Source organism: Streptomyces boetiae, assembly GCF_031845405.1.
Lineage (GTDB): Bacteria > Actinomycetota > Actinomycetes > Streptomycetales > Streptomycetaceae > Streptomyces > Streptomyces boetiae.
The window spans coordinates 48,804-73,262 of sequence record NZ_JAVREN010000022.1 but is presented as its reverse complement, the minus strand read 5'-3'; the positions used below and the strand labels follow the sequence as shown (position 1 = coordinate 73,262).

At 74.5% G+C, this 24,459-nt stretch carries 20 protein-coding genes, 2 tRNA genes, 1 other RNA gene and 2 pseudogenes; 11 read left to right on the top strand and 14 right to left on the bottom strand.

The annotated features are described in order from the left end of the window. Positions 1–217 precede the first annotated feature (217 nt). Positions 218–1,421: pseudogene (locus RM780_RS16170) on the top strand (IS110 family transposase). 147 nt (positions 1,422–1,568) lie between these two features. Here the strand turns inward: RM780_RS16170 and RM780_RS16165 are convergent. Further along, positions 1,569–1,642, bottom strand: a tRNA-Pro gene (locus tag RM780_RS16165). 44 nt (positions 1,643–1,686) lie between these two features. Continuing rightward, a complete protein-coding gene (locus tag RM780_RS16160) occupies positions 1,687–2,619 on the bottom strand; it encodes a metallophosphoesterase (RefSeq protein WP_311631428.1) in 933 nt (310 codons plus the stop codon). A gap of 54 nt (positions 2,620–2,673) precedes the next feature. Here RM780_RS16160 and RM780_RS16155 point away from each other — a divergent pair, with 54 nt between their 5' ends. Then, positions 2,674–3,150, top strand: coding sequence for a GatB/YqeY domain-containing protein (locus tag RM780_RS16155; RefSeq protein WP_311631427.1), 477 nt, complete (start codon positions 2,674–2,676; stop codon positions 3,148–3,150). A gap of 80 nt (positions 3,151–3,230) precedes the next feature. On the opposite strand, the gene RM780_RS16150 is transcribed toward RM780_RS16155, so the two are convergent. Next, positions 3,231–5,513, bottom strand: a complete 2,283-nt coding sequence (locus RM780_RS16150; protein ID WP_311631426.1) for a transglycosylase domain-containing protein — start codon at positions 5,511–5,513, stop codon at positions 3,231–3,233. A gap of 372 nt (positions 5,514–5,885) precedes the next feature. Between RM780_RS16150 and RM780_RS16145 the strand changes: the two genes are divergently transcribed. Beyond that, a complete protein-coding gene (locus tag RM780_RS16145; protein WP_311631425.1) occupies positions 5,886–6,239 on the top strand; it encodes a WhiB family transcriptional regulator in 354 nt (117 codons plus the stop codon). Here the strand turns inward: RM780_RS16145 and RM780_RS16140 are convergent. Both RM780_RS16140 and RM780_RS16135 read right to left on the bottom strand, forming a co-directional pair. Then, entirely contained in the window at positions 6,221–7,639 is a 1,419-nt protein-coding gene (locus RM780_RS16140; protein WP_311631424.1) for an ArsA family ATPase, read from the bottom strand. The two genes, RM780_RS16145 and RM780_RS16140, sit on opposite strands and share 19 nt — an antisense overlap. Before the next feature lie 13 nt (positions 7,640–7,652). Continuing rightward, entirely contained in the window at positions 7,653–8,600 is a 948-nt protein-coding gene (locus tag RM780_RS16135; RefSeq protein ID WP_311631423.1) for an ArsA family ATPase, read from the bottom strand. A 112-nt stretch (positions 8,601–8,712) separates the two neighbouring features. Between RM780_RS16135 and RM780_RS16130 the strand changes: the two genes are divergently transcribed. The 3 genes from RM780_RS16130 to RM780_RS16120 all read left to right on the top strand — a co-directional run bounded on the left by RM780_RS16130 (position 8,713) and on the right by RM780_RS16120 (position 11,358). Beyond that, positions 8,713–8,880, top strand: coding sequence for a DUF4177 domain-containing protein (locus tag RM780_RS16130; RefSeq protein ID WP_311631422.1), 168 nt, complete (start codon positions 8,713–8,715; stop codon positions 8,878–8,880). Next, the gene (locus tag RM780_RS16125) at positions 8,877–9,350 is read left to right on the top strand and encodes a RidA family protein (protein ID WP_311631421.1); all 474 of its coding nucleotides are present in this window, start codon (positions 8,877–8,879) and stop codon (positions 9,348–9,350) included. Before RM780_RS16130 ends, RM780_RS16125 begins: the two co-directional genes overlap by 4 nt. 187 nt (positions 9,351–9,537) lie before the next feature. Next, positions 9,538–11,358 carry a S9 family peptidase gene (locus RM780_RS16120; protein WP_394812989.1) on the top strand — a complete coding sequence of 607 codons (1,821 nt, stop codon included), beginning with the start codon at positions 9,538–9,540 and terminating at the stop codon, positions 11,356–11,358. On the opposite strand, the gene RM780_RS16115 is transcribed toward RM780_RS16120, so the two are convergent. From RM780_RS16115 to RM780_RS16100, 4 genes are all read right to left on the bottom strand, one after another. Beyond that, on the bottom strand, positions 11,285–12,154 hold the full coding sequence (locus RM780_RS16115) for an SURF1 family protein (RefSeq protein ID WP_311631420.1): 870 nt from the start codon (positions 12,152–12,154) through the stop codon (positions 11,285–11,287). The two genes, RM780_RS16120 and RM780_RS16115, sit on opposite strands and share 74 nt — an antisense overlap. Before the next feature lie 60 nt (positions 12,155–12,214). Further along, entirely contained in the window at positions 12,215–13,672 is a 1,458-nt protein-coding gene (locus tag RM780_RS16110) for a hypothetical protein (RefSeq protein WP_311631419.1), read from the bottom strand. Beyond that, the gene (locus tag RM780_RS16105) at positions 13,669–14,307 is read right to left on the bottom strand and encodes a SigE family RNA polymerase sigma factor (protein WP_311631449.1); all 639 of its coding nucleotides are present in this window, start codon (positions 14,305–14,307) and stop codon (positions 13,669–13,671) included. The genes RM780_RS16110 and RM780_RS16105 overlap by 4 nt, the downstream gene beginning before the upstream one ends. Before the next feature lie 366 nt (positions 14,308–14,673). After that, positions 14,674–15,945, bottom strand: coding sequence for an aspartate kinase (locus RM780_RS16100; protein ID WP_311631418.1), 1,272 nt, complete (start codon positions 15,943–15,945; stop codon positions 14,674–14,676). 308 nt (positions 15,946–16,253) lie between these two features. Here RM780_RS16100 and RM780_RS16095 point away from each other — a divergent pair, with 308 nt between their 5' ends. The 4 genes and pseudogenes from RM780_RS16095 to RM780_RS16080 form a co-directional block, all read left to right on the top strand. Next, on the top strand, positions 16,254–16,556 hold the full coding sequence (locus tag RM780_RS16095; RefSeq protein WP_311631417.1) for a hypothetical protein: 303 nt from the start codon (positions 16,254–16,256) through the stop codon (positions 16,554–16,556). Then, a complete protein-coding gene (locus RM780_RS16090; protein WP_311631416.1) occupies positions 16,553–16,858 on the top strand; it encodes a type II toxin-antitoxin system RelE family toxin in 306 nt (101 codons plus the stop codon). The genes RM780_RS16095 and RM780_RS16090 overlap by 4 nt, the downstream gene beginning before the upstream one ends. A 56-nt stretch (positions 16,859–16,914) precedes the next feature. After that, a complete protein-coding gene (locus RM780_RS16085; protein ID WP_311631415.1) occupies positions 16,915–19,887 on the top strand; it encodes a SpoIIE family protein phosphatase in 2,973 nt (990 codons plus the stop codon). A gap of 113 nt (positions 19,888–20,000) precedes the next feature. After that, a pseudogene (locus RM780_RS16080) lies at positions 20,001–20,114 on the top strand (zinc-binding dehydrogenase); the annotation flags it as partial. A 143-nt stretch (positions 20,115–20,257) separates the two neighbouring features. On the opposite strand, the gene RM780_RS16075 reads toward RM780_RS16080, so the two are convergent. From RM780_RS16075 to ffs, 5 genes are all read right to left on the bottom strand, one after another. Next, positions 20,258–20,977 carry a DUF5063 domain-containing protein gene (locus tag RM780_RS16075; RefSeq protein ID WP_311631414.1) on the bottom strand — a complete coding sequence of 240 codons (720 nt, stop codon included), beginning with the start codon at positions 20,975–20,977 and terminating at the stop codon, positions 20,258–20,260. 42 nt (positions 20,978–21,019) lie between these two features. Then, positions 21,020–21,619 carry a recombination mediator RecR gene (recR, locus tag RM780_RS16070; RefSeq protein WP_311631413.1) on the bottom strand — a complete coding sequence of 200 codons (600 nt, stop codon included), beginning with the start codon at positions 21,617–21,619 and terminating at the stop codon, positions 21,020–21,022. Next, positions 21,619–21,960: a YbaB/EbfC family nucleoid-associated protein gene (locus RM780_RS16065; protein ID WP_311631412.1), complete on the bottom strand. Its 342-nt coding sequence runs from the start codon at positions 21,958–21,960 to the stop codon at positions 21,619–21,621. Before RM780_RS16065 ends, recR begins: the two co-directional genes overlap by 1 nt. 67 nt (positions 21,961–22,027) lie before the next feature. Next, positions 22,028–24,118, bottom strand: a complete 2,091-nt coding sequence (locus RM780_RS16060) for a DNA polymerase III subunit gamma and tau (RefSeq protein WP_311631411.1) — start codon at positions 24,116–24,118, stop codon at positions 22,028–22,030. Between the two features lie 30 nt (positions 24,119–24,148). Then, an RNA gene (ffs, locus tag RM780_RS16055) (signal recognition particle sRNA small type) lies at positions 24,149–24,243 on the bottom strand. 83 nt (positions 24,244–24,326) lie between these two features. Between ffs and RM780_RS16050 the strand changes: the two genes are divergently transcribed. Next, a tRNA-Ser gene (locus RM780_RS16050) sits at positions 24,327–24,411 on the top strand. Positions 24,412–24,459 lie beyond the last annotated feature (48 nt).

The following is a 24,459-nucleotide window of genomic DNA, read 5'->3' as shown; positions in this document are numbered from 1 at the left end:
GGCCCGGCATGACTGTTCCCCCCTGTAGTTCGGATGACCTGGGGGGTGGTGTCACCGGGCCCGAGGGGTGCCGTTGGAGACGCTGATGAGAGGTCCGGCTACCGCCTGGCCTGGCGCAACGCCGGGCAGCTTGCGGGTGGCAGGTCTGCATAACGTGGATGCGCGCGTACGGCGCCGACACCGTGGCCAGCACCGCACTGACGCAGTTGGGAGCACGATGTTCGGCACCGGCGACGTGGGCGTCTTCCTCGGCCTGGACGTCGGCAAGACCGCCCGCCACGGGCACGGGCTCACCCCGGCCGGCAAGAAGGTCTTCGACAAGCCCCTGCCCAACAGTGAACCGAAGCTGCGGGCCGTCTTCGAAAAGCTCGCCGCGAAGTTCGGCATCGTCCTGGTGATCGTGGACCAGCCCGCCTCCATCGGCGCTCTCCCGCTGGCCGTCGCCCGGGACGCGGGCTGCAAGGTCGCCTACCTGCCGGGGCTGGCGATGCGGCGGATCGCGGACCTCTACCCGGGCGAAGCGAAGACCGACGCGCGTGACGCCGCGGTGATCGCGGACGCCGCCCGCACCATGCCGCACACCCTGCGCTCGCTGGAACTCACCGACGAGATCACAGCCGAGCTGACCGTGCTGGTCGGATTCGACCAGGACCTGGCGGCCGAGGCCACCCGCACCTCCAACCGGATACGCGGCCTGCTCACCCAGTTCCACCCCAGCCTCGAACGCGTCCTGGGCCCCCGCCTGGACCACCAGGCCGTCACCTGGCTGCTGGAACGCTACGGCTCCCCGGCCGCCCTGCGGAAAGCCGGACGCCGCAGACTCGTCGAGCTCATCCGGCCCAAGGCCCCGCGCATGGCCGCCCGCCTCATCGACGACGTCTTCGACGCACTCGATGAGCGGACCGTCGTCGTTCCCGGCACCGGCACGCTCGATGTCGTGATCCCGTCGCTGGCGCGCTCGCTCGCCGCGGTCCACGAACAGCGCCCCGCGCTGGAAACCCAGATCGAGGCTCTGCTGGAGGCCCACCCTCTTTCGAAGGTCCTGACGTCGATGCCCGGGGTCGGCGTCAGGACCGCCGCAACACTGCTTGGTCACCGTCGGCGACGGCACCAGCTTCCCCACCGCCGCCCACCTGGCCTCCTACGCCGGCCTCGCCCCGGCGACGAAGTCCTCCGGCACCTCCATCCACGGCGAGCACGCCCCCAGAGGCGGAAACCGCCAGTTCAAACGGGCCATGTTCCTGTCCGCCTTCGCCGCCCTCCACGATCCCGCCTCCCGCACTTACTACGACAAATGCCGGAACAAGGGAAAGACCCACACACAAGCCCTCCTCCGACTCGCCCGCCACCGCATCAGCGTGCTGTTCGCGATGCTCCGCGATGGCACCTTCCACGAACCCAGAACCCCACGCCTCGCTTGACGAAAGACATAGAGGCACCCCCCCGCACGCGGACGCGGCGGCGCCCTGGGGGAGGCCAACCAAGATCTTCTCCCGAGAGGGCTCCGGAAACTGTCAGGGGCCCGTCCCGCTGTAGCGGATCAGGCCCCTGAGCTGGTGTTTCGTGAGTCGGGGTGGCGGGATTTGAACCCACGGCCTCTTCGTCCCGAACGAAGCGCGCTGCCAAGCTGCGCCACACCCCGGTGTAGCGACGACTACTCTAGCCGACCGTTTGGCGTACGGGAAATCAGGTTTCGCGGGGGGTGAGGGTGAGGAGGGTGGCCTCGGGGGGGCAGGCGACGCGGAAGGGGGTGTAGCGGTTGGCGCCGCAGCCGGCGGAGACGTGGAGGTAGGCGCGGTGGCCTGGGGTTTCGTGGGTGGAGAGGCCCTTGACGCGGGGGGCGTCGAGGTCGCAGTTGGTGACCAGGGCGCCGTAGAAGGGGACGCAGATCTGGCCGCCGTGGGTGTGGCCCGCGAGGATCAGGGGGTAGCCGTCGGCGGTGAAGGCGTCCAGGGCGCGGAGGTAGGGGGCGTGGACGACGGCCAGGGAGAGGTCGGCGTCGGTGTCCGGGCCGCCGGCGACCTCGGCGTAGCGGTCGCGGCGGATGTGGGGGTCGTCCAGGCCCGTGAGGGCGACGGTGAGGGAGGCCGCCTTGACGCGGGCGCGGGTGTTGGTGAGGTTCGCCCAGCCGGCGGCGTCGAAGGCGTCGCGCAGCTCCGGCCAGGGGTTGCGCGGGACGTTGCGGGCCGGGGCCGCGTTGCCGTTGAGGCCGTGGCGGCCGGAGAGGCGTTCGGCGAGGTAGCGCGCGGGGTTGCGGAAGACGGGGGCGTAGTAGTCGTTGGAGCCGAAGACGTAGGCGCCGGGGAAGCCGAGGAGGGGGCCGAGGGCGTCGACCGTCTCCGGGACGGCGTGGGGGTCGGAGAGGTTGTCGCCGGTGTTGATCACCAGGTCGGGGCGCAGGCCCGCCAGGGACTGGAGCCAGCGCTGCTTCTTGCGCTGGCCGGAGACCATGTGGATGTCCGAGAGGTGCAGGACGCGCAGCGGGGGGGCGCCCGCCGGGAGGACCGGCACGGCGACCCGCCGGAGGCGGAAGGACCGGGCCTCGAACCCGGCGGCGTAGACGGCGGTGCCGGCGGCGAGGGCCCCGGCGGCGAGCGGGATGCGGTAGCGGGCGCGCATGGGCTCATCGTTTCAGATGGCCGGACCTTCCGTGCCCGCTGCCACAATGGGTGCATGAGTGCATCGAAGTCTCTGAAGTCACGGCTGCAGGGCGACCTGTCGACGGCGATCAAGGCGCGGGACGAGCTGACGTCGGCAACGCTGCGGATGACGCTCGCCGCGGTGACCACCGAGGAGGTGGCCGGGAAGCAGGCCCGTGAGCTGTCCGACGACGAGGTGGTCAAGGTCATCGGACGGGAGGCGAAGAAGCGCCGGGAGGCCGCGGAGGCGTTCGAGAAGGGCGGGCGGCCGGAGCAGGCGGCCCGGGAGCGGGCCGAGGGCGAGGTGCTGGCGGCGTACCTGCCGGCGCAGCTCTCGGACGCGGAGCTGGACGAGTTGGTGGCCGCCGCCGTGGCGCAGGCCCGCGCCGAGGGGGCGGAGGGCCCGCGCGCGATGGGCGCGGTGATGAAGCTGGTGAACCCGCGGGTCGCCGGCCGGGCCGAGGGCGGCCGGGTCGCGGCGGCCGTGAAGCGGGCCCTGGCCGGGGCGTAGCGGGTCCAACGTCCCCGGCCGGGGCGTCGGGCGAACGTCCCCGGCCGGGGCGGAGCGGGCGCGGCGCGAGCGGGTGGGGCTCAGTCGTTGCGGCCCTGGCCTCCTATGAAGCCGGGGGGCCATTCGATGTCGGGCCAGTCGCCGAAGGCGCCGCCGTCGTCGCCGTCGGCGTCGTTGCCGTTGCCCCCGCCGTTGTCGTTGCCGTTGCCGCCGTCGTCACCGTCGTCGCCGCCCGGCAGGCGGTTGTCGCCGTCGTCCGGCCGGGTCGGGCGGTCGTTGCCGCGCGGGACGTTGACGTCGTTGAAGGAGGAGGCGGGAACGCCCTCCAGCGCGCCCTGCATGGCCTGGCGCCAGATCGGGCCGGCGACGCCCGCGCCGCTCGCGCGGTCGAAGTACCGGCCGCCGATGGTGAGGTTCTCCATCGGCGTCCGCCCCGCGGGGTTGCCGACGTGCACGGCGGTGGAGATGTCAGGCGTGTATCCGACGAACCACACGTCCGTCCGGTCGTCGGTGGTGCCGGTCTTGCCCGCGTTGTCGCGGTCGGTGAGGCCGGCCGACTGGCCGGTGCCGTCCTGGACGACGCCGCCCAGCATGACGTTGATCGTGTCGGCGGTGCGCTCGGACATCACACGCTCGCACTCGGCCGGCTCGACGGGCAGCTCCTCGCCGTCCGCGTCCGTGATGGAGAGGATGGCGGTGGGCGAGCAGTAGACCCCGCGGTTGGCGAAGGCGGCGTAGGCGGTGGCCATCATCAGCGGGGTGGACTCCTGGGCGCCGAGGGTGACCGAGGGCCTGAGGTGCAGGTCGGTGTCGTCGCCGCGCCGGACGCCGAGGTCGGCGGCCATCCGCACCGTCTCGCACAAGCCGATCTGCTGTTCGAGGAGGATGAAGTAGGTGTTGATCGACTGGCCGAGGGCGGAGGTCATGTCCCAGGTGCCGCGCTCGTCCTCCCGCTCGTTCTGCACGTCGTACTCGTTGGGCGTCGCCTCGTAGGGCTGGTTGTCGCAGGTGCGGAAGGAGTCGTTGTCCACCGTGATCTCGTGGTCGGTGGTGAACGTCGTGGCGGGCGAGACGCCCTGCTCCAGCGCCGCCGCGGCCGTGAAGGGCTTGAAGGTCGAGCCGGTCTGGAAGCCCGAGGTGCTGCCGCCCATGCCGGCGGAGACCGAGAGGTTGAGGACGGTCTGGTTCTGCTCCACGTCGTTGCCGTAGGGGCGGCTCTGGGCCATGGAGAGGATGTGGCCGGTGCCGGGCTCGACCTGGACGACCTGGGCGGCGACCGAGTCGTCGGCGAAGACGTTCTCGGTGGCGGCCTCGGCGGCGGCCTGCTGGGCCCGCGGGTCGAGGGTGGTGCGGATGGTGAGGCCGCCCAGGGCCCACCGGTCCTCGCGGTCCTCGCGGGTCTCGCCGAAGACGGGGTTGTTCAGGAACTCCTCGCGCACGTAGTCGCAGAAGAAGCCCGCGTCGTTGACCGCGGTGATGCAGCCGTTGCGCGGCTCGCTGACGTCCAGGCCCAGGTCCCGCTCGATCGCCTCGTCGGCCTCGGCCTGGGTGATGTCCTCGGTCTCGACCATCCGCTGGAGCACGACGTTGCGCCGCTCCAGGGCCGCGTCGGGGTTGACGAGCGGGTCGTACGCGCTGGGGGACTGGACCAGGCCGGCCAGCAGCGCGGCCTCGTGCAGCTCCAGATCGGCGGCCGAGGTGGAGAAGAAGCGCTGGGCCGCGGCCTCCACGCCGTACGCCTGCTGCCCGAAATAGGTGATGTTGAGGTAGTTCTCCAGGATTTGATCCTTGGAGAGCTCCTCCTCCAGCTGGATCGCGTACTTCATCTCGCGGATCTTGCGGCCCAGGCCCGCGGCGCCCGCCTGGATCGTGGCCTCCGCCACCGCCTCGGGGTCGTCGCCCGCGGCCTCCACGAAGACGTTCTTCACGTACTGCTGGGTGAGCGTGGAGGCGCCCTCCTCGACGGCGCCGGCCCCGACGTTCCGCGTCAGGGCGCGCAGCAGGCCGCGCAGGTCGACGGCGCCGTGCTCGTAGAAGCGCTCGTCCTCGATGGCGACGATGGCCCGGCGGACGTTCTCCGACATCTCGTCCAGGGAGACGACCGTGCGGTTACGCGAGTAAACGTCCGCGATGCGGTTCCCCTCGGCGTCGAGGATCGTCGTGCGCTGGCTGAGCGGGGGCCGCTCCATGTCGGCCGGGATCTCGTCGAATCCCTCCATGGTGCCGCGCGCCGCCAGGCCCAGGGCCCCGATCGCGGGCAGCGCGAGGCCGGCCAGCACCGCGCCGGAGAGCACGCTCACCCCGAGAAACCTCGCCAGCTGCTGCGCCGGGCCCAGTCCGCCGCCGGGACGCCTTCTGCTCATGGTGTCCAGCCTAACGTTCCCAAACGCCGGACAGGAGAGCGACCGTTCGCCTAAGCTACTCACGGTTCACATAGCCGCTCGCGGCTGCGTCGCCCATCCCCCACACAGGTGGAATCGCGGGCGGGCCGCGGCGGGCACCGGCGCGAACGCCCCGGGCAGCGCCGCCGGCGAGCGCGGCGCGCTGACCAGCGCGGCAGTCGCCTCACCCGTGCGGGTGACTTCGCAATGCCCATAGTCCGATCGGGCCATCCAAGAATGGACCCACTGGGGGTGTTGTGCCGTCCTGGCCTTCCGTAACGTCCTCAACTGGCAAGGGTGAATATGCCATTGCCGCCGTGGGGGAGCCTCGATTCGGGAGAGGACGGCACCGGCATGAGCTGGGTTACCGACTGGAGTGCGCAGGCGGCCTGCCGCACGACGGATCCGGATGAACTGTTCGTACAAGGGGCTGCTCAGAACAGGGCGAAGGCGGTCTGCACGGGATGCCCGGTCCGCACGGAGTGCCTGGCCGACGCGCTGGACAACCGCGTCGAGTTCGGCGTCTGGGGCGGCATGACGGAACGCGAGCGGCGGGCGCTGCTGCGCCGGCGGCCCACGGTCACCTCCTGGCGGCGGCTGCTGGAGACGGCGCGCCTGGAGTACGAGCGCGCGGGCACGCGCCGCGGGCGCCGCAAGAGCTACGCCGAGAGCATCGAGGAGTTCGCCGGCTACGCGGACGTGGGCTGAGGCCCGGACGGAGCCGGGGGCGCCGGGCGGCGCCCGTCCCCCTGCCCGGCCAGCAGGTCCCCGACCGCGCGCAGCGCGGCCAGGTCGTGCACGTCCCCGGGCAGGGCTGCGACCTCCACGACCGGAACGTCCGGGTGCAGGGCGGTGAACCGGGCGCGGGTGCGCTCCTCGCGCGCCTGCCTGCGCACCAACTCGGCGTGCACGCGCAGCAGTCCGGCGGCGAGAAGATCGGAAGGGCCGTGGCCGACGCCGTCGTCGGCAGAAGCGGCTCGCGGGGCGGCCTCGGGAGAGGGGCGGCCGGGGCCCGGGAGCGATGTCTGTGAGCCATCCTGCCCGGGCTGATGATCGACAATGCCGTCGGGCGCAAGATTTTTTGCCTCCAGCGCCTCGGCCGCCGCGACGGCTCGCTCGGCGCTCAGCCGCACGGCTCCTCCCCCGCTCCCCGAGCCCGCCGGCCCGCCGCCCCCCGGGCCCCAACCGGCGGGCAGCGTCACCCGGTTGAGGACCAGCCCGGCCAGCGGCATCCGGTCGGCGGCCAGCCGGTCCACGAAGTACGCCGCCTCGCGCAGCGCGTCCCGCTCCGGCGCGGCCACCACCAGGAAGGCCGTGCCGCGGGCCTGGAGCAGCCGGTAGGTCGCGTCCGCCCTGGCCCGGAACCCGCCGAACATCGTGTCCATGGCCGCCACGAAGGTCTGCACGTCGCGCAGCAGCGCCCCGCCCAGCACCTTCCCCAGCGTGCCGGTGAACAGGCCGAGCCCGGCCATGCCCAGGCTCATCACCTTCCGCCCGGCCCGGCCGCCCGCCTTGGCCGGGGCCATCAGCACGCGGATGAACCGGCCGTCGAGGAAGGACCCGAGCCGCTGCGGGGCGTCGAGGAAGTCCAGCGCGGAGCGGCTGGGCGGGGTGTCGACCACGATCAGGTCCCACTCGCCGCGGGCCGCGAGCTGCCCGAGCTTCTCCATGGCCATGTACTCCTGCGTCCCCGCGAACCCGGCCGACAGCGCCTGGTAGAAGGGGTTCTCCAGGATGGCGCGGGCCCGGGCGGGCGGCGCGTGCGCCTCGACGATCTCGTCGAAGGTGCGCTTCATGTCCAGCATCATCGCGAACAGCTCCCCGCCCCCGGCCTCTTCGGCCCCCGCCACCGGCCGGGGCGTGTTGTCCAGCTCGGTCAGGCCGAGGGACTGCGCCAGCCGCCTGGCGGGGTCGATCGTCAGCACGACGACCCGCCGCCCGCGTTCCGCCGCGCGCAACGCCAGCGCCGCGGCCGTCGTCGTCTTGCCCACGCCGCCGGAGCCGCAGCACACGACGATCCGCGTGCCGGGGTCGTCGATCAGGGGGTCGACCTCCAGGGCGGGGGAGCCGATCTCCCGTTCGGGAGAAGGGAATTCCGACGCGGACATCCTTCCGGCCTCCTCACCAGTCCAGCTCGCGCAGCCGACGCGCGAGCCGGTACAGGCCCGCGAGGTCGGCGCCGTCGGGGAGCAACGGCAGCTCGTGCACCGGGCGTTCGAGGGCGCCCAGGCCGGCGCGCAGGCGTTCCTCCAGCGCCGCGCGGCGCGCGTGGGCGCGCCCCTGGGCCAGCAACGGCCCGGCCAGGCGGCGGGAGTTGGGCAGCCCTGCGCGGCGCAGCGCGGCGGCCACCTCGGTCGCGGGAACGCCGGAGGGGTCGGGGAACTCCAGCGGCGGACGCGTCATGTTGACCACCACGGCGCCCACCGGCAGGCCTGCGGCGCGGAGTTCGGCGACGCCGTCGGCGGTCTCCTGGACCGGCATCTCCTCCAGCAGCGTCACGAGGTGGACGGCCGTCTCGGCGGACTTCAGCACCCGCATCACGGCCTGGGCCTGGTGGTGCACGGGGCCGACCCGGGCCAGGCCCGCGACCTCGTCGTTGACCGCGAGGAAGCGGGCGATGCGGCCGGTGGGCGGGGCGTCCATCACCACGGCGTCGTAGGCGCGGCCCTCGCCGCCGGGGCCGCGGCGGCGGACCGCCTCGCAGACCTTGCCGGTCAGCAGCACGTCGCGCAGCCCGGGCGCGACGGTGGTGGCGAAGTCCACGGCCCCCAGGCGGCGCAGGGCGCGGCCGGCGGTGCCGAGCTTGTAGAACATCTGGAGGTAGTCGAGCAGGGCGAGTTCGGCGTCGATGGCCAGGGCCCAGACCTCGCCGCCGCCGGGGCCGATGGCGATCCGGCGCTCCTCGTAGGGCAGCGCCTCGGTCTCGAAGAGCTGGGCGATGCCCTGCCGCCCCTCGACCTCGACCAGCAGCGTGCGGCGGCCCTGCTCCGCGAGCGCGAGGGCGAGCGCGGCGGCGACGGTCGTCTTGCCGGTGCCGCCTTTGCCGCTCACCACGTGCAGTCTGCTCACCCCATCGAGCCTAGGCGAGCGGCGGCGAACGCCGGGGGCGGGGGCGGGAGCGGGCGGGGGGACCGGGCGGGAGCGGACGGCGGGGCCGGGACGGCTGGCTAGAGTGAGCCGCATGACGAAGTGGGAATACGTGACCGTGCCGCTGCTGGTGCACGCGACCAAGCAGATCCTGGACAACTGGGGCGAGGACGGCTGGGAGCTGGTCCAGGTCGTGCCCGGCCCGAACCCGGAGCAGCTCGTCGCCTACCTGAAGCGGCCGAAGGCGGCGGGCGGCGCGTGAGCGCGGTCGAGGCGCGGCTGGCGGACCTGGGCCTGACGCTGCCGGAGGTGGTGCCGCCGGTGGCGGCCTACGTCCCGGCCGTCCGCACCGGCCCGTACGTCTACACCTCGGGCCAGGTGCCGCTGGTGGACGGCGAGTTGCCGGCCGCGGGGAAGGTCGGCGAGGCGGTGACCCCGGAGCGCGCGCGGGAGCTGGCGCGGATCTGCGCGCTGAACGCCCTGGCCGCCGTGAAGTCGGTCGCGGGCGACCTGGACCGCGTCCGCCGCGTGGTGAAGGTCGTCGGCTACGTCGCCTCGGCCCCCGGCTTCACCGGCCAGCCGCAGGTGGTCAACGGCGCGAGCGAGCTGCTCGGCGCGGTCCTGGGCGAGCGCGGCCAGCACGCCCGCAGCGCGGTCGGCGTGACGGTCCTCCCGCTCGACGCCCCCGTCGAGGTCGAGCTGCTGGTGGAGCTGGACGGCGCGGAGGACTGAGAACGGCCCCGGCCCGGGGCGTTGAGGACGGCGCGCCGCCCCGCGCGTTGACGCGACGGCCCGCCCCGGACGTTGACGCGACCCGCCGCCCCGGACGTTGACGCGACGCGCCGCCCCGGGCGTTCTCCCCGGGGGACGCGCCCGGGGCCGGGCGGGGGTTCCGCGGGGCGGGGCGGAGAATGGGCAGATGACTGAGAAGCCGATGCCCGAGTGGGAGAAGCGGTTCCGGGCGCCCCGGGTGGGCCTGCCGGAGTGGGCCGAGGACGCGCCGGAGCGGTCGTTGTTCGTGTCGAACGCGACGGGGACGTTCGAGCTGTACGCCTGGGACCGCGCCACGGGCGAGCAGCGGCAGGCCACGGACCGGCCGAACGGGACCGTGGACGGGACGCTCTCCCCGGACGGCGCGTGGGTGTGGTGGTTCTCCGACACGGACGGCGACGAGTTCGGCGTCTGGATGCGGCAGCCCTTCCACGGCGGACCGGATCAGCCCGCCGCGCCCGGCCTGGAGCCGGCGTTCTCCGCGGGCCTGGCGCTGGGCCGGGACGGCACCGTGGTCGTCGGCCGGATGACGGACGAGGACGGGACCACGCTGCACGTCCTGCCGCCGGGCGGCGAGCCCCGCGAGATCTACCGGCACCGGCAGTCCGCCGGGGTCGGGGACCTGTCGCACGACGGGGCGCTGCTGGCGATCGAGCACACCGAGCACGGCGACGCCATGCACTCGGCGGTCCGGGTGGTCACGCCCGAGGGCGCGCCGGTGGCCGAGCTGGACGACACCGAGGGCGGCACGAAGGAACTCGGCCTCTACGTCCGGGGGTTCGCGCCCGTCTCCGGGGACCCCCGGCTGCTGCTGGGGCACCAGCGCCGCGGGCGCTGGGAGCCGATGATCTGGAACCCGCTGACCGGCGAGCAGACCGAGCTGCCCGAGGTGAACGACGCGCTGCCCGGCGACGTGTACGCACAGTGGTTCCCGGACGCCTCCGCGCTGCTGCTCGCGCACAGCCACCACGCGCGCAGCGAGCTGTGGCGCTACGAGCTGGCCACCGGCGAGCTGATCCGCTTCGACACCCCCGCCGGCTCCGTCTCCGGCTGCACCGCACGGCCCGACGGCTCCGCCGAGTACCTGTGGTCCTCGGCCGCCGAGCCGCCGCAGGTGCGGACCACGGCCGAGCCCGGCCGCGTGGTGCTCGACCCGCCGGGGATGCGCGCCCCCGCCTCGCTGCCGGTGACGGACGCGTGGGTGGAGGGGCCGGGCGGCCCGGTGCACGCCCTGGTGCAGCGGCCGGCCGAGGGCGAGGGGCCGTTCCCCACCGTCTTCGAGATCCACGGCGGGCCGACCGCACACGACACCGACGCCTTCGCGGCCGGTCCCGCGGCCTGGCTCGACCACGGCTTCGCGGTGGTCCGGGTCAACTACCGCGGCTCCACCGGCTACGGCCGCGCCTGGACGGACGCGCTGAAGCACCGCGTCGGCCTGATCGAGCTGGAGGACATCGCGGCCGTGCGCGCCTGGGCCGTCGAGTCCGGCCTGGCCGACCCGGAGCGGCTGGTGCTGACCGGCGGCTCCTGGGGCGGGTACCTGACGCTGCTGGGCGTCGGCGCGCAGCCGGAGGCGTGGACGGTCGGCGTGGCCGCGGTGCCGGTGGCCGACTACGTGGCCGCGTACGAGGACGAGATGGAGGCCCTCAAGGCGCTGGACCGGACGCTGCTGGGCGGCACGCCTCAGGAGGTGCCCGAGCGCTGGGAGGCGTCCTCGCCGCTGACGTACGTGGACGCGGTGCGCGCGCCGGTGTACATCTCGGCCGGGGTGAACGACCCGCGCTGCCCGATCCGGCAGATCGAGAACTACGTGGACCGGCTGGCCTCGCGCGGCCACCCGCACGAGGTGTACCGGTACGACGCCGGGCACGGCTCGCTGGTGGTGGAGGAGCGGATCAAGCAGGTGGCGCAGGAGATCGCGTTCGCGCGGCGGCACCTTCCGGCTCCCGCGGGGCGGGCGGCGCGCTAGCGCCGGGCGGCGGCGGCAGCCCGAGCTCGGCGTCCCGGCGGGCCTCCACCTCCCGCCGGAACAGCCGGTACCACATGAAGACGGCGAACCCGGCGAAGACGAACCACTCGCCGGTGTAGCCCAGGTTCTGGAAGGCGTCGAGGTCCAGGCCGGTGCCGGTCGGGGCCTCGGCCGGGACCGCGCGCAGCGGCGGCGCGGCGTCGGCGGCCCGGACGGTGAGCCAGAGGTCGGCGACCTCGTAGGGAAGGACGTTGACCAGGGCCGCGGCGCTGATCACGCCGAGCTGGCCGTCGGGCAGGCCGGTGATCCTGCCCTCGGCCTCGCTGGGCGACTCGGACGCCTGAACGGCCCCGGTGACCGTGACCTCGCCCTCCTGCGGCGCGGGCACCTCGCCGGGGTCGTCGGCGTCGCCGGGGAGCCAGCCGCGCACGATCGGCACGGCCGGGCCGCCGTCCGCCGGGCGCAGCGGGGTCAGGACGTAGAAGCCGGCGGCGCCCTCCAGGCGGCGTCCGGGCACGAGGAGCTGGTGTCCGGGGTCGAAGGCGCCGGTGACGGCGGCCTGTTCGCCGACCGTGTCCGAGGTCAGGGGCAGCAGCTCCTCCAGCGGCCTCGGCTCGGCCGCGCCCTCCCCCTCGGCGCGCTCCTGCTGCCGCCCGTGGGCGTCGACCTGCTCCTGGAAGCGGCCGAGCTGCCACGACCCGGCTACCAGGCAGACGGGGACGGCCAGCACGAGGAAGACGTTGATGGCCCACCAGCGCGGGGTCAGGAGAAAGCGGTAGCCGGACACGCGCTCCACGGTACTTCCCCGCTTCCCGCGCTCCGGACGGGGCCGGTCGGCGGGCCGCCCCGGGCGCGGTCAGGCCGGGGAGGCTTCCAGGACGCCCGTGCGGTAGACCGTGCCGGTGCAGGTGCCCTCCAGGCGGATCTCGGCGGCCTCGGGGGCGCCGGCCTCCGGGGTGTAGCGCAGCACGACCGCGTCGTCCGCGGGCGTTTCCGAGCCGTCGCCGCCGCTGCCGCCGGAGGTGGGGTCGCCGCCGCCGGACGGCTCGCCGCCGCCGTCCTCGGAGGTGGTGCCGTCGCCGCCGGGCTCGCCGGGCGCGGCGCCCTCGGCGGCCAGCGGGTCGGCGGTCTCGGTGGGCGGGGTCTCGCTCGGCTCGGGGCCGGGCCCCGCCGGGGCGGCCTCGCACGTGCCCGAGGCGGCGGCCGAGGACTCCGGCACCCACGCGAACCTGACCTCGTACGCCCCGCCCGGCGGCAGCACCAGCTCCTCGACGGCCTCGTCGGGCGCGGGCAGGCCGGTCGCCCGGTCGCCCTCGGTGCGGTCCACGATCTGCACGTCGGAGGTGGCCTCCTGGCCGGTGGCGGCGGGGAGGGCGGCCAGCTCGCCCGTGCCGTCGACGCGGCAGGTCTCGTCGGAGACGTTGGCCAGCCGGATGAGGCCGTAGATGCGGCCCTGGGCGTCCGGCGGGTCCAGTTCCGTGCGCACCTGGCCGAGCTGGCCACGGCCGCAGGCGGGGGAGATGACGTTGAGGCTGCCGCCGGGGCCGGAGGGAACGCCCGTGGTCTCGGCGCCGGGGTCCTCGCCCGGCTCGGTGCCGCTGCCGGGCTCGCCGCCCCCGGGTCCGGCGGGCAACGGACTCTCGCCGTCCGAGGGGAACCCGTCCAGCGGCCCGTTCTCCCCGTCCGTGGCGAGGCCGCCCTCGAACGCGCCGTGCCCGTCGGCGACTGTGGCGCCGCCGTGGCCGCCGCCGCCGATCTGCGAGGCGGTGGACATCAGCAGGGGCGCGCCGAGGCCGAGCAGCGCGACGGCCGCCGCGGCGCCCACCAGCGCCTGCTTGCGCCGGCGCCGCCGGGAGGGCACGGCCCGCTGCAGCCGCTCCAGCGAGCCCCGGGAGGGCTCGACGCCGTCGACGACGTCCCGCAGCAGCCGCCGCAGCGCCTCCTCGGGATCGACGGAGGCGGGGCCGTGCCGCGGCGTGCCCGCGTCGGAACGCCCGCCCGCGGCGCGGCTGCCGGGCGCGACACCCCGGGGGCCGCCGTCGGCGGCGCCCACCGGGATGTCCTCGGTGCCGTGGCCCGGGGCCCCGTCGGAAGCGCCGGCCGGGACGCCGCCGGGCCCGTTGTCCCGAGCGGCGCCGGGGCCGTTGTCCCGAGCCGCGCCCGGGTCCTCGGCCGGTGCGTCGGCGGGGGAACGTCCGTCCCGCGCGCCGTCGCGGGCGTGCGCGCGTGCGGGCGCGGGCCGTTTCTCCGGGGTGTGCCGGGCGGCCGGCCCGTCGCCGGGGGGCGGCGGCAGGCCGGGATCTCGGTCGTTCATCGAGCCGCCTCCATGGCGACGCGCAGGGCGGCGATGCCGCGGGAGCCGTACGCCTTCACCGAGCCGGCGGAGATGCCGAGGGTCTTGGCGACCTCGGCCTCGGTCATGTCCGCGAAGTAGCGCAGCACCAGCACCTCGCGCTGGCGGCGCTGGAGGCCGCGCATGGCCTGTATCAGGTCGGCACGCTCCAACTGCTCGTACGCGCCCTCCTCGGCGCTGGCCATGTTCGGCATCGGCTTGGAGAGGAGCTTCAGGCCGAGGATGCGGCGGCGGAGCGTGGAGCGGGAGAGGTTGACCACCGTCTGGCGCAGGTAGGCCAGGGTCTTCTCGGGGTCGCGGACGCGGCTGCGCGCCGAGTGGACGCGGATGAACGCCTCCTGGACCACGTCCTCGCAGGAGGCGGTGTCGTCCAGGAGCAGCGCGGCGAGGCCGAGCAGCGAGCGGTAGTGCGCCTGGTAGGTCTCGGTGAGGTAGTCGATGGTGGTGCCGACGGCAGCGGTGCTCTCAGCCATCGTCTCGTCGCCCACCGCCGCCTCGCCGCCCGCCGGGGCGGGGATGCGGGCCGGCCGCGCGGCCGGCAGGGGTGCGGTCACGGGTGTGCTCCCGCCCGCGGGCCTGCGGGACCCGGCCGCCACTGGGGGGAACACGAAGAGAACGTCTGCAACCTCTGCCACGCCTGTTGGACATGCTCTCCCCCGCAAAGGTTGTACGGCGCAGGCAGGCTGAGCCGCTTTGCGTAGCCACGCCCCATTCGTGCCGCCTGCCGTCGATGTCCTGATGTGCCAGCGTTCACGGCGCGTTCGCCGCGCCGCGCGCCCCGTGCGGTGCACTAAAGACGCTCCCCGCACCGCTTTCGGTTCCTTCAGGCGGTGCGGGGAGTTGAAATCGTCCCCCGGCGGTTCGGTCGCGAGCAAGCCATACAGCCCTACGAGTTGATTACGAGAGCTTCACAAATGGCCGAGATCGATCGCGGGCCGATCAACGTCCGTTCAGGCGTCCGTTCAGCGGCCGGTGCCCCCGTAGACCACGGCCTCGTCGGTGTCGCTGTCCAGGCCGAACGCCGAGTGCACGGCGCGCACCGCGGCCTGCACATCGTCCTCGCGCGTGACCACGGAGATCCGGATTTCGGACGTCGAGATCAGCTCGATGTTGACCCCCGCGTTGGACAGGGCCTCGAAGAAGGTGGCGGTCACGCCGGGGTTGGTCTTCATGCCGGCGCCGACCAGGGAGATCTTGGCGATCTGGTCGTCGTAGCGCAGGGCCTCGAAGCCGATCGAGCCGCGCCGCTTCTCAAGGGCCTCGATCGCGCGGCGCCCCTCGTCCTTGGGGAGGGTGAAGGAGATGTCGGTCAGACCGGTGGCCGCGGCCGAGACGTTCTGCACCACCATGTCGATGTTGATCTCGGCGTCGGCCACCGTCCGGAAGATCACCGCGGCCTCGCCCGGCTTGTCCGGGACGCCGACGATCGTGACCTTGGCCTCGGAGGTGTCGTGCGCGACCCCCGAGATGATTGCCTGCTCCACCGCGCGACCTCCTTGTGGTTGCCTGCTGACCCAGGTGCCTTCGAGCCCCGAGAACGAGGACCGGACGTGGATCGGGATGTTGTACCGCCGGGCGTACTCCACGCAGCGGTGCAGGAGCACTTTCGAACCGGAGCTGGCCAGCTCCAGCATGTCCTCGAAGGCGATCCAGTCGATCTTGCGCGCCTTCTTGACCACCCGCGGATCGGCCGTGAACACGCCGTCGACGTCCGTGTAGATCTCGCAGACCTCGGCGTCCAGGGCGGCGGCCAGCGCGACGGCCGTGGTGTCGGAGCCGCCGCGCCCGAGGGTGGTGATGTCCTTGCTGCTCTGCGAGACGCCCTGGAACCCGGCGACGATCGCGATGTTCCCGCGGTCCACGGAGGAGCGGATACGCCCCGGCGTGACGTCGATGATCCGCGCCTTGCCGTGCACCGAGTCGGTGATGACGCCCGCCTGGCTGCCCGTGAACGACTGCGCCTCGTGCCCCAGGGACGTGATCGCCATCGCCAGCAGCGCCATGGAGATCCGCTCGCCCGCGGTCAGCAGCATGTCCAGCTCGCGGCCGGACGCCACCGGCGACACCTGGCCCGCGAGATCGATCAGCTCGTCCGTCGTGTCGCCCATCGCGGAGACCACGACCACGACCTGGTGGCCGTTCTTCTTGGTCTCGACGATCCGCTTGGCGACGCGCTTGATGCCCTCGGCATCGGCCACGGAGGAGCCACCGTACTTCTGCACGACAAGGCCCACGTGTCCTCGCTCCTCGTTCTCTTACTCTCCGTGGCCGAAAACCGGCCACAGCCGGATGAAGTCTACCGAGCGTGCATCCTCGCGCCGCCCGTCCAGCGAGCACCCCTGCCCGCCAGTAGCGGTGACACGCGGAAACTTGCCCGAAACGTTACCGATGTCACACGGGTTGCCGCGCGCCCCGGGCGTTGCCCCCTCGCCCCGCTCAACAGACTTCCCGGGCCTTCCCGCCGCTGGTTTCCGACGCGTACCGTGACGGGTGTACGGGAACGGCCGGCCCTGCCACGCGGGCCGGGTGAGGAGAGGGACCGATGAGCGGCGGTGGCGGCGACGCCGGCGAGGCCACGTTCAGGACCGTGGTGCGCGGCGAGCCCATCGAGGTGCCCGCGACGATCGACGGCATCCGGGCCACGCTGAGCGAGGACGAGGCCGACGCCTTCGACCGGGAGGTGGGCCGCACGCCCGCGACCCGGCTCCCGCTGGTGCTGACCCGGTGGGCCCTGCTGCACACGGGCGCCCGCGAGGAGGACGACGAGGTGGTCGCGCGGCTGCGGCGGGGTGACTTCAGCGGGTGCGTCCCGGGGGAGGACCTGCCGGAGTCGGGTGCCGCGTGAGGCACCGGGGCGACGGGCAGGCCACCACCCCGGACGAGGGCTACCGCGTCCAGTACTCCCCCACCGCGGAGGACGCGCTCGACGCCATGGGCGAGGTGCAGCGCGCACGGTTCGAATCGGGCATGCGGACGCTGGCCGCCGCCCCCTACGGGCAGGACTCCGAGGCGATCAAGGGCGAGCGCGACTACCGGCAGGCGTACGTCCCTGACGCGATCATCGTGTACTACGTCAGCGCGGGGGTGCTGCTGGTCACCGTGGTGCGGATCGTGCACGGGGCGCCGCGGCGGAGGCGTCCGGCCTGAGGGGCGGGCCCCGGCCTGAGGGGCGGGCGCCCCCCATATCGCCCTAAAGTTCCTTTATGGGAGAGTCCGATTCCGCCGCGGCCCTTGACGTGCCGCTGCTGCGGGCGACGGAAACGGCCGGGGCGCACGTGGGCGCCGTCTTCCTGCTGCCGCCGCCCGGGCCGGAGCGGGCCGAGATCCTGACGATGGCCGCGGTGACCGGGGTCCCGGCCTCGGTCGCCGAGCCGTGGTGGCGGGTCGCGCTGCACGCGCCGGGTCCGGTCACCGACGCTATCCGCCTGGGGCGGCAGCTGTGGCTGCCGCCCGACGAGCTGGCCCGGCGCTACCCCCGGACGGCCCTGTCCCTGCCGTACGAGTTCGTCTCCGCGTACCTGCCCCTGGAGTCCGAGGAGGGCGACGGGCCCTGGGGGACGCTGACGCTGCTGTGGCCGGCGGACCACCCGCCGCGGCCCTCGGAGGCCGACCGCGCGGCGGCCCGGACCAGCGCGTCCCGCCTGGCCGCGGTGCTGCGCGACGCGGCGCGGTCGGGAAACCCGGTCGCGGCGCCCGACCGCCCGCGCGAGTCGACGCCTCCCCGCACCCGCGTGCCCGGACGCTCCGAGGCGCTGGCGGCCGTCGACTTCGCCGACCGCCTCCCCGAGGGCGCCTGCGGGCTTTCCCTCAACGGCCGCGTGACGTTCGCCAACACGGCCGCCGCCCGCCTCCTCGGCGTCCCCACTCCCGCCGACCTCCTCGGCCCGCCCCTGTGGGAACGCCTCCCCTGGCTCTCCGACCCGGACTACGAGGACCGCTACCGCGCCGCCGTCATCAGCGGCACCCCCATCACCTTCACCGTCCACCGGCCGCCGTCGCAGTGGCTCCGCTTCACTCTGAGTCCTGACGCGACGGGCTTGAGCGTCCGGATCCGGCCGACGGGGCCGGGGGGCCGGGACGGTCCGGAAGGGGGTCCCGGTCCGGAGCGGGCGGGAGCCGAGGTCACGGAACGGCCGCACGCGGCGGACCGCCCCGGGGCCGTCGCACCGCCGGGTGCGGCGGGACGGGCCGGGACGACGGAACGGCTCGAGGCCGAGGAGTCGTCGCGAGCCGCGCAACGGCCGGGAGCGCCGGAACGACCGAAGCCCGGCGACGCGACGAGTGGCCCGCGACGACGGGGCGCGCCGGGACGAGGACCGGCGACGGACGTTGGACCCGAGCCCCCGCAAGCGCCGGAGGCAACGGACGGCCCGGAGCCCCCGCCAGCGCCGGGCGAACCGAAGGCGGCGGGACGGCCCGACATCGGCGAACGCCCGAAGCCCCCGGAGGCAACGGAAAGCCCGCACCGGCAGGCAAAGCCGGGCCGGCCGGAGGCTCCGGAGCGGCCAAGGGCCGCGGACGGGCCGCGCGCGGCGGGGCAGCGCGGAAGGCCGGGCCGGCGGGAGGCGCCGGAAGGCGCGGATGCGGCGGGACGGCCGGCGGAGCCGGATCAGTCGCGGAGCACGGACCGGGCGGCGGAGGCGCAGGGAAGTCCAACGCGGCCGGAGGCGTCCGAAGCGCCGGAGCGGGAGCGGTCACGGGCCCGCGACAGTGCGGAGGCGCCAGGCAGTTCGGCGCAGCCGCAAACGCCCGAAGCACCGGGCCGGCCTCACGCGCCCGCAGGCCCGGCGCAGCCGGAGGATCCCGCACCTCGAAGCCCGGCGCCGCCGGAGGCCCCCGCGCCCGAGCCCTCCCAGACCTCGCCGACGCCGACGGAAGCGGCGGCCCATGCTCAGGCCGCCGCGCCCAGCGGCCTGCACGTGGCCAATCCCGCCCGCGTCGAGGACGCGGGCGGGCGGACCGTGCGGGCCGGCGCCCTCTACCGCCTGGTGCAGCTGGCGGGCGCGCTCGCCGAGGCGGCCGGCGTCCAGGACGTCGTCGAGTTGCTCGCGATGCAGGTACTGCCGGCGTTCGACGCCCAGGGCGTCGTCCTGTTCAGCGCGGAGGGGCGGAAGCTGCGCCTGATGGCCTACCGCGGCTACGAGCCGACGGCGATGGAGGCGTTCGACGGGCTGCCGATGCGCCGGCGTTCCGCCAGCCCGGCCACTCGTGCCCTCCTCGACGGAGAGCCCAGCTTCTTCTCCTCCCCGGACGAGCTGGAGGACCGTTACCCCGGCCTCCCCCGCACCGTCGGCAAGGCCGCCTGGGCCTACCTGCCGCTGATCGTCTCCGGGCGCCCGGTCGGCTGCTGCATCCTCTCCTACGACCGCCCCCACCACTTCTCCCGCGAGGAGCGCACGACCATGACCTCGCTGGGCGGCCTCATCGCCCAGGCGCTGAACCGGGCGCGCATCTACGACGACACGCGCCAGCTCGCGCACCGGCTCCAGAAGGGCCTGCTGCCCAGCCGCCTGCCGGAGATCGGCGGCCTGTCGGCGGCGGCCCGCTACCTGCCCGCCACCCGCGGCCTGGAGATCGGCGGCGACTTCTACGACGTGATCGAGGTGGACGCGGGGGGCTGCGCGGGCGCGGCCATCGGCGACGTGCAGGGGCACAACGTGACGGCCGCCGCGCTGATGGGCCAGGTCCGCACGGCCGTTCACGCCATGGCCGGGGCGGCCCCGGGCGAGGTGCTGGAGCGCGCGAACCGCCTGCTGACCGACCTCAACCCCGGCCTGTTCACAAGCTGCGTCTACGTGCACCTGAACCTCCGGACCCGGCGCGCCCTGCTGGCCAACGCCGGCCACCCCCCGCCCCTCCTGCGCCACCCCGACGGGCGGGTGACCGCGCTGCGCGTGGAGCCGGGGCCGTTGCTCGGGGTGATGCCGGGGGCGGTGTACCCGGTGCTCGACGCGGACCTGCCGGAAGGGAGCGTGCTGGTGCTGTACACGGACGGGCTGATCGAGACGCCGGGCGAGGACCTGGACGCCTCGGTCGCGGGCCTGGCGCGGGCGGTGGCGGCGGTGCCGGAGGACGCGCCGGTGGACGCGGTGGCGGACGAGCTGCTGGCGGGCGTGCAGGCGCGCGTGCGGGTGCGCAACGACGACATCGCGCTGCTGGTGCTCAGCCTGGGGTAGTTCGCGCGGTCGCGTCCTCCCCGGCCCGGTCCGCGGCGGAACGGCCCTCCGCCCGGTCGTAGGCCGCGCGGGCGTGCCGAACCCTGTCCATGTGCTCCTCGGCCCAGGACGGCGCGGGGCGGCTGACGCTGCGGGTCGCGGAGACGCTGCCGCTGGAGCGCGCGGCGACGGCGCACGAGCGGCCGGCCAAGGGCGGCGTCCGGGGCCGCCTCGTCCTCCTCCCCTGAGGGGAGGACCGGGATCCCCCTCGGGGACTCCCCCCTCGACTCCCCGCGCCCGGGGCGGCGGGCGCGGGGCGACGACACAGGGTGGCCGCCCGGGACGGCATGCGCGGGGCCGAACGCCCCACCGTGCGCCGCCCGTTCCCCTCCTACTGCTGCGCCGGGGACTTCAGGCCGAGCGGCGTGGCGATCTCCGCCTCCATGACCCGGCCGGCCTGGCGTTCCAGGTCGCCGTCCTCGGCGTCGCTGTCCGTGTCGAGCCCGTCCAGCTCGGCCAGCGGCGTGTCCAGCCGGACGTGCGCGACGAGCGACTGGAGGGCGCGCAGGGCGGCGCTGGCGGTGGGGCCCCAGTTCGACAGGTAGGAGAACTGCCACCACCACAGCGCCTCGCTGACCCGCCCGGCCCGGTAGTGGGCCATGCCGTGGCGCAGGTCGGTGAGGATGTCCGCCAGGTCGTCGGAGATGCGGGCCGCGACCGGCGTGCTGCGCGGGACGTAGGGGTCGAACACCTCGGAGTAGACGTCCACCGGCGCCAGGAGCTCCGCCAGCCGCTGCCGGAGCTCGTCCATGTCGGGCTCGGGGCCGGTGTCCGGCTCGTACCGCTCCTCGGGCAATATGTCCTGGTATGCGCCCAACCGGCCGCCGGCCAGCAGGACTTGGGAGATCTGGAGGAGCAGGTAGGGCACCGCGCTGTCGGGGTCGTCGCCCTTGGCCACCTCGGTGACGGCGACGATGAAGCTCTCCACCTGATCGGCGATCTGCACGGCGAAGCTGTCGGGACCGGCGCCCGGCCCGTGCGGCGCCGCGCCGCGCGGTGCCTCGTGCGGCGCGGCGTTCGCGCCCTCGTTCGTCTCGGACATCTCGGACATCACGCGGCGGGCACCTCCCTGGCCGTCACCGTCGCGTCTGCGTTATACATCGAGCAGCCGCCTCCCCTCGAAGGCTCGACCCAGGGTGACCTCGTCGGCATACTCCAAGTCTCCCCCGACCGGCAGGCCGCTGGCCAGCCGGGTGACCCGAAGTCCGAGGGAGCCGACCATGCGGGCCAGGTAGGTCGCGGTCGCCTCGCCCTCCAGATTCGGGTCGGTGGCCAGGATCAGCTCCGTGACCCCGCCGTCCGCGAGCCGCGCCAGCAGCTCCCTGATCCGCAGATCATCGGGGCCGACGCCGTCGATCGGGCTGATCGCCCCGCCCAGCACGTGGTACCGGCCGCGGAACTCGCGGGTGCGCTCGATGGCCACCACGTCCTTCGGCTCCTCGACCACGCAGATCACCGCGGGGTCGCGCCGCGGGTCCTGGCAGACGCGGCAGCGCTCCTCCTGGGCGACGTTGCCGCAGACGGCGCAGAACCGCACCTTCTCCTTGACCTCGGTCAGCGCGTGGGCGAGGCGGCGGACGTCGGCCGCCTCCGCCTGGAGGATGTGGAACGCTATCCGCTGCGCGCTCTTGGGGCCCACGCCGGGCAGCCGCCCCAGCTCGTCGATGAGGTCCTGGACCACCCCCTCGTACATCAGAACGGCAGCCCGGGGATGCCGCCGCCGCCCGTGAGGCCCTGCGCCAGGGGGCCGAGCTTGGCCTTGGCCAGCTCCTGGGCGGCCTTGTTCGCGTCGCGGACGGCGGCGAGCACCAGGTCGGCGAGGGTCTCGGTGTCCTCGGGGTCCACGGCCTTGGGGTCGATCTCCAGCGCCGTCAGCTCGCCCGAGCCGGTTACCGTGGCCTTGACCAGGCCGCCGCCCGCGGAACCCTCCACCGGCGTCTCGGCCAGCTCCTGCTGCGCCGCGGCGAGATCCTGCTGCATCTTCTGGGCCTGCTGCAGCAGCTGCTGCATGTCGACCCCTCCACCAGGGAACACGGCCTCACTCCAGGCTCGTCGACGACGTTTCCGTCCCCTGAGCCTACGGGCTCAGGGGGCCACGGTCTCACTCGTGGTGAAACTCCTCGATAACGGTCGCCCCCAGCTCGCGGACGATCAGCTCGTATCCGGTCAGCGCCGTGTCGTCCAGGTCGGGGTCGTCCTCGGCCGGGATGTCGTCCTCGACCGCCACCGGCGGGGGCGGAGGGGGCGGTGCCGGCTCGGCGGCAGGCGGGGCGGCCGACGGCTCGGGCGCGGGCCTCGGGACCGGGGCGGGGGGAGCCTGCTGAGGGCCGGGCGGCGGCTGCTGGGGCGGGCCAGGCGGCTGGGGCGGGCCAGGCGGCTGGGGCCGCGGGAGCCCGCCCCCGCCTCCGGCGCCGCCGCCTTCCCCGCCCACCACGGCCTCGATGCGCCACTGCCCGCCGAGCACGGCGGCGAGCGCCTGGCGCAGCACGTCCTCGCTGCCGCCGGTGACGAAGCTCTCCCGGGCGCCGGGAGTGCTGAACCCCAGCCGCAGCAGGCCGCCCTCGGCGCCGAGGATCTGGGCGTTCTGACTGAGGAGGATCCAGGTGTAGCGGCGCTTGCCCTTCACCGCGTCCAGGACGTTGGGCCACACCTGCCGCAGCCGCCCGGGGTCGCCGGCCCCCTGCGCGGCGGGCGCGGGCGCGGCCGGGCTCGCGGGGGGGGCCGCCGGTCCGGGGGCGGCCGGGGGCGTTGCCCCTCCTCCGGGCCAGGCGCCGGGCCGCTGCCCCGGCCCACCGGCCTCCCGCGCGCCGGGCCAGGCCCCGGGCCGCGCGCCGGGAGGCGACTCGGGCGCGGGGGGGCGTTCGACGGCAGGGGCCGGCGGCGGGGCCGCGGGCGCCGGGGCCGCCTCGGGCGGGGGCGGCGGCGCCTCCGTCACGGGCCCCGGTGCCGGAGGCACCGGGGCCGGCACCGCTTGTACGGGAGCCACGGGCGCGGAGGGCACACCGGCCGCCCCTCCCACTCCGGCCCCTCCCCCTCCCGCGCGCTCCAGCCTGTCCAGCCGGCTGAGCAACGCCCGGTCGTCCGCGTACGCCGCCGGCAGCAGCACCCGTGCGCAGATCAGCTCCAGCTGAAGCCGCGGCGAGGTCGCCCCCCGCATCTCGGTCAGCCCGGTGTTCACCAGGTCCGCCGCGCGGCTCAGCTCCGCCGGGCCCAGCGAGGTCGCCTGCGCCCGCATCCGCTCCAGCACGTCCGCGGGCGCGTCGATCAGCCCCTTCTCCGCCGCCTCCGGCACCGCCGCCAGGATCAGCAGGTCCCGCAGCCGCTCCAGCAGGTCGGTCACGAACCGCCGCGGGTCGTGGCCGCCCTCGATCACCCGGTCCACGACCCCGAAGGCCGCCGCCCCGTCCCCGGCCGCGAAGGCGTCCACCACCGCGTCCAGCAGCGCGCCGTCCGTATACCCGAGCAGGGCGGTGGCCATCTCGTAGGTGACCCCCTCCTCCCCGGCCCCGGCGAGCAGCTGGTCCATCACGGACATCGAGTCCCGCACCGACCCGGCCCCGGCCCGCACCACCAGCGGCAGCACGGCCTCCTCGACCGGGATCGCCTCCTGCTCGCACACCTCACCCAGGTACTCGCGCAGCGTCCCGGGCGGCACCAGCCGGAACGGATAGTGGTGCGTGCGCGACCTGATCGTCCCGATGACCTTCTCGGGCTCGGTCGTCGCGAAGATGAACTTGAGGTGCTCCGGGGGCTCTTCCACCACCTTCAGCAGGGCGTTGAACCCCGCGGGGGTGACCATGTGCGCCTCGTCGATGATGTAGATCTTGTACCGGCTGGAGGCGGGGCCGAAGAACGCCTTCTCCCGCAGGTCCCGGGCGTCGTCCACGCCGCCGTGCGAGGCGGCGTCGATCTCGATCACGTCGATCGAGCCGGGGCCGTTCCGCGCCAGGTCGCGGCAGGACTGGCACTCCCCGCAGGGCGCCGGCGTCGGCCCGCGCTCGCAGTTCAGGCAGCGGGCCAGGATCCGCGCGCTCGTCGTCTTCCCGCACCCGCGCGGCCCGCTGAACAGGTACGCGTGATTGACCCTGTTGTTCCGCAGGGCCTGCTGGAGCGGGGTGGTCACGTGCTCCTGCCCGATGACCTCGGCGAAGGTCTCGGGTCGGTAGCGGCGGTACAGCGCGAGCGAGGACACCCTTGAGACGATATCGGCCCCCACTGACACACGAGGGCCCCTCACGCACCCACCAGAGCTCACCTACCCTTGCTGCCTTCCGGCCCTGGGGGAGTTCAGCGAGATAGCGCCACGTGAGGGGCTTCCCCCACCCTACCCGATCCCCGCCCTCCCCCCGCCCCCGGCAACGGTTCGCGACCACACACCCCGGTCTTGTATCGTGTCCGGCGGAGGATTCGCCTAGAGGCCTAGGGCGCACGCTTGGAAAGCGTGTTGGGTTCACACCCTCACGAGTTCGAATCTCGTATCCTCCGCCCAGCTCTCACCGGGCTGAACGAAGGCCCCGCCGCCATCCACGGCCG

Coding starts and splice junctions, on each gene's coding strand:
- RM780_RS16110 (WP_311631419.1), bottom strand. CDS start 13,672: ATGAACGACCGAGATCCCGGCCTGCCGCCGCCCCCCGGCGACGGGCCG.
- recR (WP_311631413.1), bottom strand. CDS start 21,619: ATGTACGAGGGGGTGGTCCAGGACCTCATCGACGAGCTGGGGCGGCTG.
- RM780_RS16160 (WP_311631428.1), bottom strand. CDS start 2,619: ATGCGCGCCCGCTACCGCATCCCGCTCGCCGCCGGGGCCCTCGCCGCC.
- RM780_RS16145 (WP_311631425.1), top strand. CDS start 5,886: ATGAGCTGGGTTACCGACTGGAGTGCGCAGGCGGCCTGCCGCACGACG.
- RM780_RS16095 (WP_311631417.1), top strand. CDS start 16,254: ATGAGCGGCGGTGGCGGCGACGCCGGCGAGGCCACGTTCAGGACCGTG.
- RM780_RS16150 (WP_311631426.1), bottom strand. CDS start 5,513: ATGAGCAGAAGGCGTCCCGGCGGCGGACTGGGCCCGGCGCAGCAGCTG.
- RM780_RS16155 (WP_311631427.1), top strand. CDS start 2,674: ATGAGTGCATCGAAGTCTCTGAAGTCACGGCTGCAGGGCGACCTGTCG.
- RM780_RS16085 (WP_311631415.1), top strand. CDS start 16,915: ATGGGAGAGTCCGATTCCGCCGCGGCCCTTGACGTGCCGCTGCTGCGG.
- RM780_RS16130 (WP_311631422.1), top strand. CDS start 8,713: ATGACGAAGTGGGAATACGTGACCGTGCCGCTGCTGGTGCACGCGACC.
- RM780_RS16075 (WP_311631414.1), bottom strand. CDS start 20,977: ATGTCCGAGATGTCCGAGACGAACGAGGGCGCGAACGCCGCGCCGCAC.
- RM780_RS16120 (WP_394812989.1), top strand. CDS start 9,538: ATGACTGAGAAGCCGATGCCCGAGTGGGAGAAGCGGTTCCGGGCGCCC.
- RM780_RS16140 (WP_311631424.1), bottom strand. CDS start 7,639: ATGTCCGCGTCGGAATTCCCTTCTCCCGAACGGGAGATCGGCTCCCCC.